The following is an 18416-nucleotide window of genomic DNA, read 5'->3' on the forward strand; positions in this document are numbered from 1 at the left end:
CTTCCCTCATCGCATGAACATGCCGCCGTTGATCTCGATCGTCTCCCCAGTTATATAAGAAGAGAGTTCCGATACAAGGAACAGCACGGTGCCTGCGACATCATCCGGAGTTCCTTCACGGCCGAGGGGAATGCCCTGAATCGTTGCCTTTCGTGCATCATCCGGGGTAAAAGTAGCATGAAACGCCGTTTGTCCGATAAAGCCCGGCGATACGGCATTCACATGGATTCCGCTGGAAGCAAGCTCCTTCGCCAGCCCTTTGGTGTAATTGAGGACAGCCGCCTTGCTGGCTGCATAAATACTCGCTCCCGGCCCGCCGCCATTGTGAGCGGCTACCGACGTCATGTTTACAATGCGACCGGTGCCCGCCGCTTTCATTCCTTGGATGACCGCTTTGCTGACGAATACCGTACTCTTCATATTGACATCCATTACCTTGTTGTACAGCTCCTCGGTCATTTCCGCATTCGACAGGCGCTGAACCAAATGCCCTGCATTGTTAACCAGAATCGTAACCGGTCCGCCAAAAGCCTTCTCGACTTCGCTTACAAGTGCCTCTGCCTGCTCCACATGCGTAACGTCTGCGCGAAATGCATGAGCCTCACCGCCAAAACCTCTGATCTCGGCAACAGCTTCTTCTGCGGCTTCCTTGCTGTTCAGATAGTTCAGCGCCACCTTGGCTCCACTTCTTGCCAGCATCAACGCGACCGCGCGGCCAATCCCTCCACTCGAACCTGTGACCAGAGCAATACTTCCCGATAAGTTAATATGCATGTCGATCCCTCCTGATTAGGTTTGCAGCTGTTTCAGCCTGCTGTCTTGTTCGCGCACTCTTTCCATACGCGGCATAGTCATGACAATTCTTGTGCCTTGATCCGGCGAACTGTGAACCGTGATCCCGTATTCTTCGCCATAGACCATCTGGATGCGCCGATGAACATTGACGATGCCGATGCCGCCCCTGCGGCGGACGTGCATCCCGTCATCATCATCGACCAGACGGTTCTCCTCCAGCCTCTTGCGCAAATTATGAAGCTTCTTGTCTGCAATGCCCTCCCCATTGTCCTCCACCATGACCAGCAGATTACCCTGCTCAATCCGCGTGTCAATGCGGATATAATGCCATGCTTCTATTCCTTCCGGAAAGGCATGCTGGAATATGTTCTCGACGATGGGCTGCAGGGAGAGCCTGACCATTTTCTCCAGCAAGAGCTCTGGCGGCGTGGCTACCTCGATTTCAAAGTCGCGCCCGATGCGATGCTTTAATATCATCATGTAATGCCGCACATGGTTAAGCTCGTTCGCAATCGTGATCTCCTCCAGATTGGTCTGAATGGAATAACGGAGCATGAAGGCCATGGCCTCCACCATGTCCGAGATCTCATCCGAATCCTGGACGATGGCGTAACAATTGATCGTCTCCAGTGTGTTGTACAGGAAATGCGGATTGATCTGCAGCTGCAGCGCCTGAAACTCTGCCCGCTGACGCTCAAGCTGTATATCCTGCAGCTCCAGCTGCGTTTTTTGATTGTGAAGCTCCGTATCGTACACCTGCTCGATCATGTCGGATAACCGGCTGACCATGAGATTGTAGCTATGAATCAAGCCGCCGATTTCATCCTCCCGCGGTTTTGCGTCAGAGATATGCGTCCAATTCCCCTTCTCTGTCTGCCTCATGCCATTCTTCAGATTGCGAATAGGATTCACGATCGATTTGCCAAATCTGTAGGCCAGGATGAGCGCAATAATCAACGTGACCAAACCTACAATAATGGTGGTAGAACGAATCCCTGAAATGGGAGCACGCAGCTCTTCCAGCGGCATCATAATGACAAGACTCCAACCCGAATATTCAGACTGGCGCGAGATGATCATCGTTTTGTCGCCAAGCACCGGTTCAATGAAGCGGTTGTCGCCCTTCGCAATAATGCGCTCCGGCAGATCCGTTGCCGTAATTCCGTCCATATCCACATGCTCGGGCGCATAAACGACTTCACCTTCGCGATCCAGGATGAAGAAGAAGCCCTGCTCTCCCAGATCAACGCCGTTCCATAAGCTGGACAGTTGATCTTCATTGAACTCAACCGCAAGCACGCCCTTTACCTCGTACGAATTCATCCCCCGGATTTTGCGCGCAACGGTAATCACGCTATCCCGATCCTGCTCCAGCAAGCTGGTCTTCAGGATGACAAATTCCCCGTTTTCCGGAGTCTTCTTCATCAATTCCCGGAGGCGATCGGTGGGATCAATCGACATCGCGGAGAAATTCTGATTCTGATCAAAAATCGACCTGCCGTGAAATCCCAGAATATACATCATGTGCGTTTGGGTCGGATATTGAATGAAAATTTTCTGAAAGACATCCTTGCGGATGAGATTCGTGAACCTGTAGTGTTCGTAGCTGTCGCTAGGGTCCATATCCAGAAATTTCTTGACGGTATCCTGCAGCAGAATTGTATTGCTGATCCGCTCAAACATTTGCAGATGATTGTCCGTTTGTCTTGCGGCGTTCGTGATCACGGTGGTCATATACTTCTCTACCTGCTCATCAATCGCTTCAGATGATTTCATGTAGAAGAAAACGCCGACCGTGGTAAGCGAGAACAATACAACGATAAAAAAATACAGAAAAATTTGACGGGACAAACTCCTCCGCATCATTCGATCCCCAGCAGCTCCCGGTATTCAGAGGGGGTATACCCGGTTACCTTCTTGAAGGTTTTCGTGAAATGGGGATGATCCGCATACCCCACCTCGAACGATATATCCGTTATTTTATAGTGCGGGATGGCGAGAAGTTTCTTCGCCTTCTCCATTCTTTTTTTGTATCCGGTAGTGGACAAAGGTCTCATCCGTCATCTGTTTGAACAGCTGACTGAAGTAAGACGGGTTGAGTCCGAGCATATCGGCAACCTCGTCAAGCGAGAGATCCCGGGACAGATTGCGTTCAATGTAAGCTTTTGCCTCTTCAACAGGCTCCTTGGCATTGCCTTTTCGCTTCTCCCGAATGAGCTTCACCGTCTGATCCACTGCCTGGCGGAAATCCTCAAAGGTATTGCGTTTCACGCCAGCTTCCGATTCGGGCATTCCTGCCAAAGACTCAAACGAATACACATCCCTGCCGTTAAGTTGCTTGATCAGCTTCGCGTAGAGCTCATCCAGCAATTCCTGAAGCTGAATGGCTTCAAGCCTGCGCTCATTGCAATAATCCTCAATTTCCTGCAGTTTGGCCTGGATGTCATTCATTTGCAAATGCCATACGGCGAGCTCCAGCTGCTCCAGCCAATTCTCCAGCTTGGACAGAGGGAAATACATTCGTTGTTTCTCCTGCATCGATTTCCGGTCCGACATCAGTTTATTCATCGTGTGATGTACCACCGATTTGGTCACAGGCTTAAGCAAATACTCCTTAACCCCATACGACATACATTTCTGAGCGTATTCGAAATCTCCGTAACCGGAGATAACCACCACCGTAATGTCGCCATATTTCTCATAAAGCTGCTTGCTCAGCTCCAGGCCGTCCATCTTTGGCATTTTGATATCCGTGAAAATGAAATCCGGTCGTGTCGTCTGGATCGATTCCAATGCTTCAATGCCGTTCTCGGCCGTATCCGCTTGAATCATCGAAGGATCCGCCTGGGTGATCAGTTTCGCCAAGCCCATTCTTATCATAGGTTCGTCATCAACGACCAGAATGCGGTACATTACCCGTTCCCCTTTCGAAAGCAGCGAGAGTAGTTTAGCTTTAGCAAGATACTCCTCTGCTTGATTCAAGCAGAGGAGTCATTCTTCAACACTATACTAAAACATGCTCTGCTTATTCGAAAGCGTTTTCTTTTTCGTTAAATCGTTTCGTTGCTTCTTCAATAATCTCGTTGCCGCCTTTGGACAGGTATTCTTCCAGCACCTTGCCGTAATCTTCGATCGGCTCCCTGCCGTATACCATGCGCAGGACATGTTCCAGGATCAGAGGCGGAAGTTCATCCGATTTCGGATTCAGCTCGGGGTACTTAACCATCGCTTCCAGTCTCGGATCAAACTCGATCCCGCGGCGACCTTCCTTCGATAGCATGTTATCAAAGGCACTGATCAGTTCCTTGCCGGAATCGGACAGCTCGGATACGCGCTTGTTGTACGTTGTATCCTGCACCAGCCACAGCCAGTAGTTCAAATACCGCATTTTATCCGCGCCGGCGGCATCCGTCGGAACCTCAAAGACCGGCTTGCCATCGGTTACTTGATAATCCTCGCCTTCAATCCCGAAGCTGAAGAACAATTCCGCATCTTCACTGACCATCCAGTTGAAGAATTTCACGATATCCTCCGCCTTATCCTTCGCTTTGGCGTTAATGAAGAAAGAACGGGTGACCGGATTATAATGGGCATAGCCCCCCTTGCCATCAGGTCCTACCGGAGATGGAATCAGAGCTACTTTGGCATCCGGTACATTCTCGGTGAGCTGGGTTCCCCAGATCGGAAGCTCATTCGCATTCATGGACCACATGCCAGCTTTACCGCTCGTTACGATGGACTTGAAATCAGCGCTCTCGATCGTGGCAAATTCCTTGCTGATCAGTCCTTCTTCATGCATTGTCTTATAGATTCCAATCGCTTGCTTCATATTCTCCTCGTCGAAGAAGGTAGGCTTTACCTTCCCGTCCGGGAACACTTTGAACTGGTTCAGATAGCCCAGTACGTCATAAGCGCCGAAGAAGGTATCGGCATATTTGAAGTTCTGGCGACCGGCATAAGGCTGCTCCACCCCGGCTTCTTTGAACGCGCGGAGTACGTCCATCGTCTCCTCAACCGTTGTCGGAATTTCCTTGCCCACCTTCTCCAGCAGGTCGGTACGAATCCATGTTGCCCGTCTGGATGGATTGGAGAGAATTTCGGGAATCCCGTAAATGTTGCCTGTCTTCGAGTCCGTCATCCGCTTCCAGGCTTCCTCCGGGATAAACTTGAGCAGATCCTGCCCGTGCTCTTGCAGAAGATCGTTCAGCGGCAGAAACACTCCGTTCTCGACAGCGCCAGCCAGCTCAGGGCCGCTGATTCCGCCAGTTCCCTGCACCACATCCGGAATGTCGTTCGTTGCAAACATCTGCACCATTTTATCCTGGTACTCATTATGTGGAATGAGACGGATATCAAGGTCCGTATTCGTCTTTTTCTCCAGCTCCAGCACATATTTATCCTTGTTGATATCCGCATTCTTCTCCACGTAGGATACGTTGAGCGTCCGCATCGAGATGGAGAATTTTGTTGCTCCCGCTGCTTCCCCGCCTTCTGTTTTACCGCCACCGGCATGGGTCCCGGCGTCGCCTCCATTGTTGCCCGCACAGCCAGCAAGCATGGTCAGAACAAGACCTGCCGTGAGCGCGCGCGTCCACCTTTTTCTCATGATTACCCCTCTTTTCAAGCTAATATAGTCGCTCATAATAGCGCTTTCAAACTTAATATCAGTATAGAGAGCCGTCAGGGCGGGAACAAGGAATGTCTTTGGCTCGGTTTGTCGTTTTTTTAGGATCACGCTTTGGACTACTCCACTGAATTATTCTTTGATCGACCCGATCATCATCCCATGAATGAAGAACCGCTGCAGAAACGGATACAGAAGAATGATGGGCACCGTGGCTACCAGAATAACCGCCATCTGGATGCCTTGCACGGACTGGGAGCTTGCTTCAAACGCTAGGTTGCCTGTATCGGTCAATCCTTCGTTCACGAGCAGCTCTCTTAACTTCACCTGCAGAGGATACTTGGCTCGATCGTTGATATAGTAGAGTGCATCCATGTATTTGTTCCAGTTGGTCACCGAGTAGAATATGCCTACCGTCGCCAATGCCGGCTTCGACAGCGGAAGCACGATGCTCCATAATGTGCGGACCTCGCTGCATCCGTCAATACGGGACGAGTCAATCAGTTCATTCGGAATCTGGGTGAAGAAGGTTCGAAGCACAAACAGATTGAATGCACTGATTGCTGTTGGCAGCATCAACGACCAGAGCGTGTTCACCAGATTCAGCTCACGCATCAGAATAAATTGCGGAATCAGCGGCGCCGTGAAAATCATCGTCATCAGGATGATGATCATGATCGTTTTTCTGCCTACATACTCGGGTCTGGACAGTGGATACGCCAGTGAGGCAGTAGCAGCCAGATTAATGAAGGTCCCGAACACTGTAATATAAACGCTGATTCCAAAAGCTCTCCAAATGGAGACGTCATTGAATACATGCTGGTAGTAAGCGAACGTAAACTCCACCGGCCAGAACATGACCTCTCCCCGGTCGATAGCACCTGGGCTGCTGAACGACTGAGCGATCACGTTGAGAAAAGGGAACAGCATGGTGAGTGCAAGAAAGGTAAGGATAATATAGTTGCATACAAGAAACATTTTTCTGCCTGCACTGTCATATTTCACGTTGGATGTCACTCCCCTCTAATACAGCGACTCGCCGGTCGCTTTCTTGCTGATGGTGTTTGCTATCGAGATCAGGAACAAGCCGACAACGGATTTGAACACCCCGATGGCTGTTGCATAGCTGTACTGAAGCTGCTGCAGGCCAGCCTTATAAATGTACGTATCCAGAATCTCGCTGGATTGAATGTTAAGCGGGTTCTGAAATACAAAGACGCGTTCAAATCCATAATCCATGAAATCCCCAATCTTGAGCAGGAACAGGATCGTAATAACAGGAAGCAATGCCGGCAGCGTAATGCTGAGGGTCTGACGCCATCTGCCCGCTCCGTCAATATCGGAGGCTTCGTAGAGATCCGGGTTGATACCTGCAAGCGCCGCAAGATAGATGATGGTCCCCCATCCGACGTCCCTCCATAATCCGGAGCCCACCAGCACAGAACGAATATAGGAATCCTCTCCAAGAAAATAGATCGGCTCCATGCCGAACCAGCCCAGCATCACATTCACGATCCCGGATGATGGAGACAGAATGCCAACAAAGATACCGCTTACAATGACCCATGATAAAAAGTGCGGCGCATAGAAAATGGTCTGCACAATCTTCTTGTAAACGACTTGGCGAACCTCATTAAGGAGTAATGCCAGAACAATAGGCGCTGTAAAAGCAAACAAAATGTCGTACGTGCCCAGTAGAAGCGTATTGCGTAATATTTTCAAGAAATCGTAATGCTGGAACATTCGTTCAAAGTGCTCGAGACCCACCCATGGACTTTGGGTCACGCCGGCAAACAGATTATAATTCTGAAATGCGATGACAGAGCCCATAAGCGGAACATACTTGAACAATCCGAAGAACAGAAGACCTGGTAGGGATATGAAATACAGTGCCCTGTATTTCCACATGAAGCCTAATATGTTTTTGCGCTTGGTATATTTTCCCGGCAGCGCCTTGCTTACTGCTTTTGTTGGTTCGGCCATCTGTGCTCACCTCTTGTTTCTCAAATTGGCCGGTGCATGATCATCTATCGGAATTTCGTCAAACTGGATGCTGATGAATTCGGGTTCACGATCAATAATACGGGACAACTCTCTTGTAAAAACATCAATGATTTCGCTCTTCTGCTCATCCGAGCGTCCCTCATACATTTTAATCGTAATTTGCGGCAACGGCTTTCGCCTCCTTATGAAATGGATGTGATGAATATCCTTATCCTATAAGTTTTCAGGTACGGGCAGCAATGGAAGTTGATCGCTTCCCTTGTGTTTTTTTTAGGTGCTTCGAAAAGCTTGTGTTTTTTTAGGATCGGCTTGTTATTTCAATAGTTCTTCTGCTCCGCGTATAGAATTTATCGCCTTTCTATGGAACAATAGGTCTCAGCAGAAACGAGACATCAGCCGATCTATACCATAAGTTCTGGGAGGGTTACGATGAACGGACAACAGCAGGAAGCGATCGCATCCTATTCGTTATTATGGGAACGACTCGAGGCCAAACTATCACGCATGGCGGAGCAGCTGGCAGACAAGGTTCCCCATGCAACCAAGAACGGGATCTATGATTCCACCCGGATCGATTGGTGGACCTCCGGTTTTTGGCCGGGGATGCTGTGGATTATGTATGATATGACCAAGCAGCCGCAGTATAAGGAATGGGCTTGGGAATGGGACATGAGACTTGAGCAGGCCATTATTGCAGAGAGCAACTTTCATCATGATGTAGGCTTTCAGTTTCTGCCGACGGCCGTAATCAAATATAAGCTGACCGGGGATCAGGATGCCAGGCGCAGAGGGGTGTTGGCCGCTACCCTGCTGGCTGGAAGATACAATCCTGCGGGACGGTTTATACGTGCCTGGAATCAGGTGAAACCTACCTCCTGGAATCACGGGAATGAAGGCTGGTCCATCATTGACTCCACCATGAACCTCTCCCTCCTGTTCTGGGCCTCCGAGGAGACAGGTGATCCGAGATATGCGCATATTGCCAGAGAGCAGGCCAATACGGTAGTGGAGCATTTTATAAGACCGGACGGCTCCGTTAGGCACATTTGTCGGTTTGATCCGTTCACCGGGGAATTCATGGAAGCGCTCGGAGGACAAGGACTGGGACCCGAATCCGCCTGGAGCCGGGGCGCTGCCTGGGCCTTGCATGGCATGGCCAACACGTACCGGTATACCGGTGATATCCGATATCTGGACGCCGCGAAACGCGTGGCGCATTTCTTTGTCGCGTCCCTTGAGGAGGATTCCATACCGCTCTGGGATTTTCGTGCGGAACCCGAGAAGCTGGAAACACCCGCAACAGCAGCAACCCATCAATCAGCTGAATCTCTCTTCATTGCGGCAGAACCCCGAGATACGTCAGCGGCATCCTGCGCTGCTTCGGGTTTGCTTGAGCTCGCAGATCAGGTACCGCAAACCGAAAGCGCGGTGTACCGCAGAAGTGCCTTACGCATCATCGACTCCTTGACGACTCGTTACGCTGAATGGGATGATCCGAATTATGAAGGCATACTGAAAGAGGCAACAGGCCATTGGCCTGGTGACCAAAATATCAACGTCTCCCTGATCTATGGCGATTACTATTATGTTGAGGCCGCTGCCAAGTTAATGGGGTGGAAAAACCGGATCTTCTGATCCGGTTTTTTTGCGTAAGACAACCTCCATTTAAATAGGTTGCATAATTATGGAATTTATTGTACCTTGATACTCAGCAATCAAATTTAATTAATGGGAATAGGTGCTGATGTTGAAGCCTCTTCAATTTCAGCTTAAAAGGGAAGTTTGGTGCAACACCAACGCGGTCCCGCCACTGTAACAGAGGAGTTTGCCATCGGATGATGCCACTGATCAGCTTTTGATCGGGAAGGCCATGGCAGACCTTGATTCTGGAGCCAGGAGACCTGCCTATTCTGACAACACTGCTTACCTACGGGAGATAGGGAGGTGTTAAAGATCGCAGCATCCGTATGTACACAACGGAGGCGTCTTTACCCTTGATATTATGATCGGGGTAAAGGCGTCTTTTTTTATTCAGTCATTTAAATATGTTGGTGGAGGCGAAGATATTGATGGCAAATGTTCAAAGCAGCAATCTCGGCTATCCGAGAATCGGAGCAAATCGCGAATGGAAAAAAGCATTGGAATCCTTCTGGAGCGGCAAGCTTGAGGAACACGAACTTCTATCCAAGTTGGACGACATTCGGTTGGACCGTTTACGCATTCAACAGGAGAAAGGCATCGACCTTATTCCGATTCATGATTTTACAATGTACGACCATATGCTCGACATGTCGGTGATGTTTGGCTTGGTGCCACAGCGTTTCAAGTACGATGGTGATCCTGTACCGCTGAGTGTCTACTTTGCCATGGCTCGCGGCAGTCAAGGTGCTGCTGCGTGCGAGATGACCAAATGGTTTAACACGAACTATCACTACATTGTACCGGAACTTCAGGATGCCAAACCACATCTTACGGTCAACAAGCCGCTAGAAGCTTACCGTGAAGCCAAATCCTCGCTAGGTATCGAAGGTAAACCTGTTCTTGTCGGTCCCTATACCTTCCTTAAGCTGTCTAAAGGCTACACCCCGGATCAATTCGAGTCCTTGCTGGACCAGTTCACGGATTTGTATGCGGTAATCCTGAAGGAGCTGGAGCATGAAGGTGTTCAGTGGGTGCAGTTCGACGAACCGATTCTGGTTACTTCATTAGCCAAAGATGAATTGGCGCTTGTATCATCCGTATACAAAAAACTTCATGCAGCGGCTCCGGCGATCCGGATCATGCTCCAAACCTACTTCGATTCGGTCAGCCATTATGTAGAGATCATCTCCTTGCCTGTGCAAGGCATCGGGCTTGATTTCGTACACGGCCTGGATGGTAATACCGAACAGCTTCTCAAGCACGGGTTTCCTGAGGATAAGGTACTGGGGGTTGGTCTTATCGACGGTCGTAACATCTGGCGTTCAGATCTCGATGCCAAGCTGGAATTGCTGGACACCCTCTCCCAAAAGGTGAAGCCTTCTCAATATGTGATACAGCCGAGCTGCAGCCTGCTCCATGTTCCCGTATCCACAGCTTATGAGGATAAGCTGGACCCCGTACTTCGCCAGGCGTTATCTTTTGCCAATGAGAAGCTGGACGAATTGACGCTGCTCACTAGCGCGCTCAATAATGGGATTGAGTCCGTTTCCGAGCAGCTGAAAGAGCATAACCAGGCCGTAGCCGCCATGAATCAATCATCGCTGCGGAATAACGAACAGGTACAGAAAGAAACGTCCAAGGTTGTCGGATTGAATCCGACTCGAGCGCTGTCGTTTGAAGAGCGGCGCAAAGCCCAGCAGAAGAAATGGAATCTCCCGCTCCTCCCTACCACAACCATCGGAAGTTTCCCGCAGTCGACCGAAGTTCGGCAGGCCCGGAAGAACTGGAGAAGCGGCGAATGGTCTGCCGAGCAGTATGAAACCTTCCTCGCCGAGCAAACTCGCGCCTGGATTGAGATTCAAGAAGACATCGGCCTGGATATTCTCGTTCACGGGGAGTTTGAACGGACTGATATGGTGGAATTTTTCGGAGAAAAATTGGATGGGTTTTCCTTTACAGCTAACGGCTGGGTTCAGTCCTACGGATCGCGCTGCGTCAAACCTCCCGTCATCTATGGAGACGTTGAGTTCGTAAACCCGATGACCGTGAAGGAAACCGTATATGCACAGAGCCTGACCTCGAAACCCGTCAAGGGGATGTTAACCGGACCGATCACGATCCTGAACTGGTCCTTCGTTCGCGACGACATATCAAGAGAATTGGTCGCTTATCAGATCGCCCTGGCTCTCCGACTTGAGGTTAACGCACTGGAGCAAGCAGGCATCGAGATGATCCAGGTTGACGAGCCGGCGCTTCGTGAAGGATTGCCGCTTAAGCGTGAAGATTGGCAGGCATATCTGGATTGGTCAGTGAAGGCATTCCGTCTGTCCACCTCATCCGTGAAGGATACAACCCAAATTCATACCCATATGTGCTATTGCGAATTCCATGACATTATCGATTCCATTCGCGCCCTGGATGCCGACGTGATATCCATCGAGACTTCACGAAGTCACGGCGAGCTGATCGGGAGCTTCGAGGAGCATACGTATGATCATGGCATCGGCCTTGGCGTTTACGATATTCACAGCCCGCGCGTTCCGGAAGTCGATGAGATGACCCAGATGATTAAGCGTGCGTTGTCCGTACTGGATCCCGAACTGTTCTGGATCAACCCCGACTGCGGATTGAAAACGCGCGGGCGCGATGAAACCGTAGCTGCCCTGCGCAACATGGTTGCAGCAGCTTCCCAATATCGAGAGGTATTGTCCGTTAATCAATCTTAAAGGGTTGAAGTAAGAAAACAGGCAAGCGCTCTTGCTTAAAGCAGAGCGCTTGCTGTTTTTTTTATATAGATGACCCCTGCTTCTATACTTCCTGTTGTTGTCTGCTGGAATCGACGGGAATTTCCTTGGGTATCCGAATATAGAAGCAGCTTCCACCTGCTTGCTCTTTCCCGCTTTCAGCCCATACATCTCCGCCGTGAGCTGCAACAAGCTGCTTGACGATGGCAAGTCCCATTCCGCTTCCACCGTTTAACCGGTTCCTTGATTTATCTCCCCGATAAAGCCTTTCGAATATATACGGCAGATCGGAAGCTGGAATGCCTTGGCCTGAATCCTCAATACGAATCTGAACCGTATTCCCTTCGTCCACTAGATCAGTCAGGACCCTCCCGCTTGCCGGTGTGTGGTACAGTGCGTTACTGAGCACGTTGATTAAGATTTGAAGCATCCGGTCCGTATCTACTTTAGCGATTATCGGCAAATCGCCGGGTTGATGCACGTATCGCAGATCCACTTGTTTTTCATTGTACGCGGCCCTTACCACGGTCACAGCTCTCTCTATAATCTTGGCCAGATCCTGTTCCGATCGGGATAACTGAAACTCGGGTGATTCCATATCATGCAGATCTTCAAGCTCAGTAACCAGATCAATCAATCGGTCAATCTCTTCCAGGCAGGTTCGAAAGCGATCGGCTGTCGGCTCCCATATGCCGTCCTCCAGCGCACGGGTATGACTCTTCAAGGTAGTTAACGGCGTTCGCAGCTCATGGGCAATATCCTGCGTCATGTTTCTCCGAAGCTGCTCCTGCTTCTGCAGCTGTACAGCCAGCTCATTCAGCGAAGAACCGAGTCCCGCGATTTCATCATCTCCTCGGGTATCCACCCTGATATCCAATTTCCCTTGCGTCATCATCTCAGCTGCTTGCTTCATCTGGATTAGGGGAGCCGATATCCTTCTAGCCACATAAATACCTATGATGGAGGCCACCGCTATCGACAGCAAGCATGTCAAAATAATGGATTGCATCTGCGCCTGCTCCAGATGTTCGTTCAGCTCGTCCATTCCGTGATGCCCATTCGACTGCTGCTGGTACATGGCTATATGATAATGGTTGGTCACAATATTGGTGACGGTAAACACGATCAGAATCCCTGCGGTGATGCTGATGATAATGGCGGCAAGCCTTAGATCCAGGCGCTGCTTCAAGACACCTCACCTCCAAAGCGGTAGCCGAATCCGTAGACGGTGATGATATATTGGGGCTGTCTTGAATCGGGCTCAATCTTCTGCCGCAAATTCTTGATATGCTGATCAATAATGCGGATATCCCCAATAAAATCGCAGCCTAATACCCGATCGACCAGCTCTTCGCGCGAGAAATTCCGCTGTGGATACTTGGCCAGCAAGAGCAGCAGTTTATATTCGCTGGGCGTCAAATTTATGACCTGTCCATCACAGGTTACCTCGTGCTTCAACGAATTGATCACAAGCCGCCCCTGGTGATATACAATTACATCTGCAAGCAGCTTGCTGTCATCCCCCCGTCTTAAGACGGCTTTGATTCTTGCCATCACCTCGCGGGGGTCAAAAGGTTTTACAATATAGTCATCCGCACCGGCCGCAAACCCGCCAATCCTGCTGCTTTGGGTCACTTTTGCCGTCAACATCATAATCGGCACTGAGCTGAACGTTCGAATTTCCTGGCATACCCGCTCACCCTCCATATCCGGCAGCATCAGATCCAATATAACAAGATCCACAGCCTGCTTACGCATGTATCCCAATGCTTCGGAACCGTTTGCCGCTTCCAGTGTCAGATAATGTTCTTTAAGCAGATAAGAAGCAAGAACTTCTCTAATATTCGGCTCATCGTCCACGACTAATATGGTCTTCATGGTTGTTTCTCCTTATCGAGTGCTTTCTCAGTACACGTCCACTTTAACATAAAAATTCATGATAACTGAAACTTGTGAAGATCTAGTGAGGACACGCCAAAAAAGACCATGAATACCATGGGCCTGGCTACTGTAACAATCCCCTCATCCGTTTCTTTGAACTGCAGCCATTCGGGTCCTCAGGTAGTGAGCACTCTTCGGCACCTCATTCTCTGACAATCCATGAAGAATAAGCGGTCCCTTGAAATGATAATCTTGCAGCAGCCTCAAGTAAGCTCCGTAGTCCAGCTCACCGGTTCCGGCAGCCACATATTTCAGCCCGTCAGCGGTCGAATAATCCTTCGCGTGCGCGATAATGACCTGTTCGCCGAGCAGCGACAATGCTTGTTCCAGAACATCGGCCAAAGGCTTCTCCTCCTCCGGCCTGAACAAATTCGCCGCATCCAGCACGACCTTTAATCGGGCTGAAGCGATGGTATCCAGCAGCTGCCTGCATCTGACGGCATCGCTAACCACATTGGCCCGCTCAGGTTCAATAGCGAGGTCAAGCTGGAATTCCTCCGCGATATTCACAACCTCCCGCACCGTCAGGAGCAGATCATTCCATGCTTCCGGCGTATCGTTATCCGGATGCGTTCTCCACATATTGACCGGGTCCCTTGTGCCTGTGCACAAGGTGATGACCGATGTTCCCATGGCATGGCACATCGCGGCCAAATGACGAAACCGGCGAACACCGTTCCGCAGTTTCTGCCGATCCGGGTGAATCATGTTAAAGGTACCGGAGACTGCAGCCATTTGAAGATGCCGCTTCTCACACGCTTCCCTTATATGGACCGCCATCTCCATATCCACTGCATCCGGCAGAGACGGGAGACCAGCGCATGACAGATTGAACTGTATGATATCGAGTCCACTTGCCATGACTGCATCCAAATTCCCATCCAATGTCGGTCGGTGAAACGTCTTGGAGAAGATGCCAAGCCTCATGCCTCATACACCTCCCGTTACATCAGCCAGCCTCACCGTCTCCTTGCTCTCCACAGATCTTGCAATCGCCGCCATCGCCCGCATGGCGGCAACGCCATCCTCCAGATTGGCCCCCTTCATGGGTGCTTGGTCCAGAATCGTATCTGCAAAGCCCTCAACCTGAAGCTTGAAAAAATGCGCGTCTTCGCCAAGCGGTCTGTGATAACAGCCGTCACGTGCCGAGAACACCTCAACATCGCTTGACTTAAAGAGCCACGGATTGTAGGTTTTGCCGAGAATGCTTCCGTGTTCGCCGTATATTTGAAAGCCTTCATGCCAGTCCATCCGCACGGCAACCGTTAAATCCAGATGTCCGATAGCACCCGAGGCATACTGAACCGTGACAAACCAGTTATATGCATCGAATTTCTGCGTGTTCCAAGCCGTAACACTGACCATCTCTCCTCCTAAAAAGCGCGCCGTATCAACCAGATGGCTGCCATGGGTGAGCATGAAGTATCGCAGTTTATCGAGCTTCGGATTGCCTTCCGGTCTCAATGCGTTCGGACTCAGCTGCACCATCGGCTGCACGTTCTCCGTGACCGTGTAACGGTAGGTGGAATCGCAATACCATGCTTTCACAGCCAGCAGTTCACCCATCTCTTGATCCATGAACTGCTTGGCGTAAGCGATTCCCGGATCAAATCGTTTCATGTTGCCGACTTGTACCACAGACCCGGAATGCTCGGCTCTACGCAGCAATTCCTCACACTCCTCTACGGTGACACCGAGAGGCTTCTCAACCAAAACATGCTTGCCTGCTTCGATGGCTTTAAGTGCAGCTTCAACATGAAACTGGTCTGCGATGCCAATGATGACCGCGTCTACATCCGGATCGGCCAGCATCTTGTCATAGTCGTTGAAGGTCTGCGCAGGCTGATGGATTTCGGCCATCCTCCTGAGCAAATCCTCAGCCACATCACATATGGCGTACAGCCTTGCGTTGCGCGCTCTTCTGCAAGCTTCAAAATGCCCGTACTGCGATATGGGACCGCAGCCCAGCACACCGATATTCAGTCGCTTCTGATCCGTAATCATGACAGCACCTCCTGTAGTTGATGATTATTAAAAAAGCCGCGGGATATACTCCAGCGGCTGCATTTTCCTTTATTTTTTTGCCATATACTTTCGAATGTCAAAGGCAACCGCTGCTACAATAATAAGTCCTTTGATAATCAATTGCCAATAAGGACTCACACCGATAAAGGTCAAGCCGTAATTGATGACACCGAAGATAAGCACGCCAGCCATCACGCCCGGAACCGTGCCGATACCCCCGGCAGTGGATACGCCGCCTACCACACACGCGGCAATGGCATCCAGCTCATACATATTGCCATAGTTGTTGGTCGCACCCCCGGTTCTGGCAGCCTCCAGCACGCCGGCAATTCCATACAGCGCCCCGGAGATGGCGTAGATCGCTATGAGATTTCGGGCTACGTTAATGCCGGATACATGCGCAGCCTGAACGTTGCCGCCAATGGCATACATATTTTTGCCGAGCCGGGTTTTATTGAATATAACCCAGCAGACAAAAGCCACAAACACGGCAATAATAACGATGTACGGAAGAGAGTATCCACCACCGAAATCGATGTATCCACTTCCCCACACGGTAAAATCGGGCCTTAAACCGCCAATCGGCTGGGATTGGTTCGGCTCCATATCAAAATAGATGGAATTGATGCCGTAAATGCCGACCATCGTGCCGAGTGTCGCAATAAATGGCGGCACATGCAGCTTGGCTACAATGAAACCGTTAATTAAACCAACGATAAGCCCCGCCAAGATGCCGATAAGAATCGGCATGAAGACCCAAACCTGAGGGAGATCCGGAAAGAAACGGTTGGCATAGACATCCGTTTGGAGCATCGATGCCGATACAACGGCACTTAAACCTACGACCCGTCCAGCCGAGAGATCCACCCCGCCAGTAATCAGAATGAATGCCGCGCCAAGCGCGATAATTAACCTGGTAGAGGATTGCTGCAGAATATCCCTCAATGTGGAGAAGGCCAGAAAGTTAGGATCTGCTACGGCAATCCCGATCACGAGCAATATCAATACAACGAATATGGCGCGCTGCGCCAAATAATCTTTAACTTTAACGATGACTTGCGTATTCATCGATCTTCCCCTCCTGGATCAGCTGACCGCTGCTGTGCGGCAAGCCGCATGATTTCCTCTTCGCTAGCCTCATGCCCCTCAAGAATTCCCGTCATCCGCCCTTCACTCATCACCATGATCCGGTCGGACATCCCCAGCAGCTCGGGCATTTCAGAGGAAATCATGATGATGCTCTTCCCTTGCTTGGCCAGCTGCGTAATGATGGAATAAATCTCGAACTTCGCACCGACATCGATTCCACGGGTAGGCTCATCCAGAAGCAGAATCTCAGGCTCCGTGAGCAGCCATCTTGCCAACAGCACCTTCTGCTGATTGCCGCCGGACAGATTCCGAATCTGGGTATTCACCGACGGCGTTTTGGTTCTCAGCTTCTCCACATTCCTTCGGGCATCTTCCATTCCTTTACGTTCATTCAACAGAAATGCCCAATTCTGATACCTTCGAAGATTGGCAATGACCGTATTCTCGTAAACCGAGAGAACCGGGAAAATGCCGGTTGCTCTCCGCTCTTCCGTCAAGAGTGCCATATTGTTTCTCTTGGCATCGGAAGGTGACTTGATCTTCACCTGCTTGCCGTGAATCGATATCGTTCCGGAGGCGATCGGACGAAGCCCGAACATGGCTTCAATCAGCTCCGTCCGCTGCGCACCAACCAGGCCGCCAATGCCCAGAATCTCGCCTTTTCGGAGCTCAAAGGACACATTCTGGAACGATTTCGGATTCGGGGAACTCAAATTGTGAATCTTCATCCGGGTATCTCCGGGAACATTCGTGCGTTCAGGATAACGCTCCGTCAAATCCCGCCCCACCATGCGGGTAATAATCAAATCGGTTGTCAGTTCACCTGCCTGCCAGGTACCGACATATTTGCCATCACGCATGATGGTCACATCATCGGATATCCGCAGGATTTCTTCCATCTTGTGCGATATATACACAATCGACACGCCCTGCGACCGAAGCCTGTTCATAATGCTGAACAGATGCTCCACCTCATTACCCGTCAGAGATGAGGTCGGTTCGTCCATCACAATCACCTTGGAGTGGTAGGACACGGCCTTGACGATTTCAAGCGACTGGATCTTGGATACAGAGAGCGCACCCGTCCTTGCCTTGGGATCAACATCGATATCAAGCTCACGGAACAGCCGGAGCGTATCGATAGCCATCTGTTTCTCATTCACAAATTTGAAAGGCCAGAAACCCATCATCGGAAATCGGCCCAGCCATATATTCTCCATCACATTGCGGTGCGGCACCGGATGGAGCTCCTGATGGATCATGGATACTCCATAATTTAACGCGTCCTTGGAGCTGTTAATGGTTACCTTGCTGCCATTCAAATAAATATCGCCGGCATCCGGCTTGTAAAATGCCGAACAAACACTTCATCAGCGTTGATTTGCCTGCCCCGTTCTCACCCATGAGAGCATGCACGGTGCCAGGCTTTACCTTGAATGTCACATCATTCAACGCCTGAACTCCTGGGAAAGCCTTCGATATATTCCGCATCTCCAGTACGTACGATTCTGTCATCCCTGGATACCTCCTTCGCCTGCCGGGCCAAAAAAAGC

At 50.4% G+C, this 18416-nt stretch carries 15 protein-coding genes, 1 pseudogene and 1 riboswitch; of the genes and pseudogenes, 2 read left to right on the forward strand and 14 right to left on the reverse strand.

Annotated elements, in window-relative coordinates:
• Nucleotides 1-6 precede the first annotated feature (6 nt).
• From PVOR_RS16555 to PVOR_RS16585, 8 genes are all read right to left on the reverse strand, one after another.
• Complete coding sequence (locus PVOR_RS16555) at nt 7-774, reverse strand: SDR family NAD(P)-dependent oxidoreductase (RefSeq protein ID WP_006210540.1); 768 nt, start codon at nt 772-774, stop codon at nt 7-9.
• A 15-nt stretch (nt 775-789) separates the two neighbouring features.
• Nucleotides 790-2661, reverse strand: coding sequence for a cache domain-containing sensor histidine kinase (locus PVOR_RS16560; protein ID WP_006210541.1), 1872 nt, complete (start codon nt 2659-2661; stop codon nt 790-792).
• Nucleotides 2658-2816 carry a helix-turn-helix transcriptional regulator gene (locus PVOR_RS31900; protein WP_006210542.1) on the reverse strand — a complete coding sequence of 53 codons (159 nt, stop codon included), beginning with the start codon at nt 2814-2816 and terminating at the stop codon, nt 2658-2660. The genes PVOR_RS16560 and PVOR_RS31900 overlap by 4 nt, the downstream gene beginning before the upstream one ends.
• Nucleotides 2776-3708 (reverse strand): response regulator transcription factor, encoded by a 933-nt coding sequence (locus PVOR_RS16565; protein WP_234972990.1) that lies wholly within the window; start codon nt 3706-3708, stop codon nt 2776-2778. Before PVOR_RS16565 ends, PVOR_RS31900 begins: the two co-directional genes overlap by 41 nt.
• 112 nt (nt 3709-3820) lie before the next feature.
• Nucleotides 3821-5401 carry an extracellular solute-binding protein gene (locus PVOR_RS16570; RefSeq protein WP_006210544.1) on the reverse strand — a complete coding sequence of 527 codons (1581 nt, stop codon included), beginning with the start codon at nt 5399-5401 and terminating at the stop codon, nt 3821-3823.
• A 150-nt stretch (nt 5402-5551) separates the two neighbouring features.
• Nucleotides 5552-6424, reverse strand: a complete 873-nt coding sequence (locus PVOR_RS16575) for a carbohydrate ABC transporter permease (RefSeq protein WP_006210545.1) — start codon at nt 6422-6424, stop codon at nt 5552-5554.
• A gap of 18 nt (nt 6425-6442) precedes the next feature.
• Complete coding sequence (locus PVOR_RS16580; protein ID WP_006210546.1) at nt 6443-7402, reverse strand: ABC transporter permease; 960 nt, start codon at nt 7400-7402, stop codon at nt 6443-6445.
• Nucleotides 7403-7408: 6 nt separating this feature from the next.
• On the reverse strand, nt 7409-7591 hold the full coding sequence (locus tag PVOR_RS16585) for a tautomerase family protein (protein WP_006210547.1): 183 nt from the start codon (nt 7589-7591) through the stop codon (nt 7409-7411).
• 261 nt (nt 7592-7852) lie between these two features.
• On the opposite strand from PVOR_RS16585, the gene PVOR_RS16590 reads away from it, so the two are divergent.
• Nucleotides 7853-9058 (forward strand): glycoside hydrolase family 88 protein, encoded by a 1206-nt coding sequence (locus PVOR_RS16590; protein ID WP_006210548.1) that lies wholly within the window; start codon nt 7853-7855, stop codon nt 9056-9058.
• 84 nt (nt 9059-9142) lie between these two features.
• Nucleotides 9143-9346: riboswitch (cobalamin riboswitch) on the forward strand.
• A gap of 146 nt (nt 9347-9492) precedes the next feature.
• A complete protein-coding gene (gene metE, locus PVOR_RS16595; protein ID WP_006210549.1) occupies nt 9493-11790 on the forward strand; it encodes a 5-methyltetrahydropteroyltriglutamate--homocysteine S-methyltransferase in 2298 nt (765 codons plus the stop codon).
• An 82-nt stretch (nt 11791-11872) separates the two neighbouring features.
• On the opposite strand, the gene PVOR_RS16600 is transcribed toward metE, so the two are convergent.
• From PVOR_RS16600 to PVOR_RS16625, 6 genes and pseudogenes are all read right to left on the reverse strand, one after another.
• Nucleotides 11873-12997, reverse strand: a complete 1125-nt coding sequence (locus PVOR_RS16600; protein WP_006210550.1) for a sensor histidine kinase — start codon at nt 12995-12997, stop codon at nt 11873-11875.
• Complete coding sequence (locus PVOR_RS16605; protein WP_006210551.1) at nt 12994-13686, reverse strand: response regulator transcription factor; 693 nt, start codon at nt 13684-13686, stop codon at nt 12994-12996. The genes PVOR_RS16600 and PVOR_RS16605 overlap by 4 nt, the downstream gene beginning before the upstream one ends.
• A gap of 144 nt (nt 13687-13830) precedes the next feature.
• Nucleotides 13831-14676, reverse strand: a complete 846-nt coding sequence (locus PVOR_RS16610; RefSeq protein ID WP_006210552.1) for a sugar phosphate isomerase/epimerase family protein — start codon at nt 14674-14676, stop codon at nt 13831-13833.
• A 3-nt stretch (nt 14677-14679) separates the two neighbouring features.
• Nucleotides 14680-15753 carry a Gfo/Idh/MocA family protein gene (locus tag PVOR_RS16615; protein ID WP_006210553.1) on the reverse strand — a complete coding sequence of 358 codons (1074 nt, stop codon included), beginning with the start codon at nt 15751-15753 and terminating at the stop codon, nt 14680-14682.
• Nucleotides 15754-15822: 69 nt separating this feature from the next.
• A complete protein-coding gene (gene mglC / locus PVOR_RS16620) occupies nt 15823-16842 on the reverse strand; it encodes a galactose/methyl galactoside ABC transporter permease MglC (protein WP_006210554.1) in 1020 nt (339 codons plus the stop codon).
• Nucleotides 16839-18378 (reverse strand): annotated as a pseudogene (locus PVOR_RS16625) (sugar ABC transporter ATP-binding protein). The gene mglC and the pseudogene PVOR_RS16625 overlap by 4 nt, the downstream one beginning before the upstream one ends.
• Nucleotides 18379-18416: the final 38 nt, after the last annotated feature.

It is taken from the genome of Paenibacillus vortex V453 (genome assembly GCF_000193415.1).
Lineage (GTDB): Bacteria > Bacillota > Bacilli > Paenibacillales > Paenibacillaceae > Paenibacillus_AQ > Paenibacillus_AQ glucanolyticus.

Coding starts and splice junctions, on each gene's coding strand:
- PVOR_RS16555 (WP_006210540.1), bottom strand. CDS start 774: ATGCATATTAACTTATCGGGAAGTATTGCTCTGGTCACAGGTTCGAGT.
- PVOR_RS16560 (WP_006210541.1), bottom strand. CDS start 2,661: ATGATGCGGAGGAGTTTGTCCCGTCAAATTTTTCTGTATTTTTTTATC.
- PVOR_RS31900 (WP_006210542.1), bottom strand. CDS start 2,816: ATGGAGAAGGCGAAGAAACTTCTCGCCATCCCGCACTATAAAATAACG.
- PVOR_RS16565 (WP_234972990.1), bottom strand. CDS start 3,708: ATGTACCGCATTCTGGTCGTTGATGACGAACCTATGATAAGAATGGGC.
- PVOR_RS16570 (WP_006210544.1), bottom strand. CDS start 5,401: ATGAGAAAAAGGTGGACGCGCGCGCTCACGGCAGGTCTTGTTCTGACC.
- PVOR_RS16580 (WP_006210546.1), bottom strand. CDS start 7,402: ATGGCCGAACCAACAAAAGCAGTAAGCAAGGCGCTGCCGGGAAAATAT.
- PVOR_RS16590 (WP_006210548.1), top strand. CDS start 7,853: ATGAACGGACAACAGCAGGAAGCGATCGCATCCTATTCGTTATTATGG.
- metE (WP_006210549.1), top strand. CDS start 9,493: ATGGCAAATGTTCAAAGCAGCAATCTCGGCTATCCGAGAATCGGAGCA.
- PVOR_RS16605 (WP_006210551.1), bottom strand. CDS start 13,686: ATGAAGACCATATTAGTCGTGGACGATGAGCCGAATATTAGAGAAGTT.
- PVOR_RS16610 (WP_006210552.1), bottom strand. CDS start 14,676: ATGAGGCTTGGCATCTTCTCCAAGACGTTTCACCGACCGACATTGGAT.
- PVOR_RS16615 (WP_006210553.1), bottom strand. CDS start 15,753: ATGATTACGGATCAGAAGCGACTGAATATCGGTGTGCTGGGCTGCGGT.
- mglC (WP_006210554.1), bottom strand. CDS start 16,842: ATGAATACGCAAGTCATCGTTAAAGTTAAAGATTATTTGGCGCAGCGC.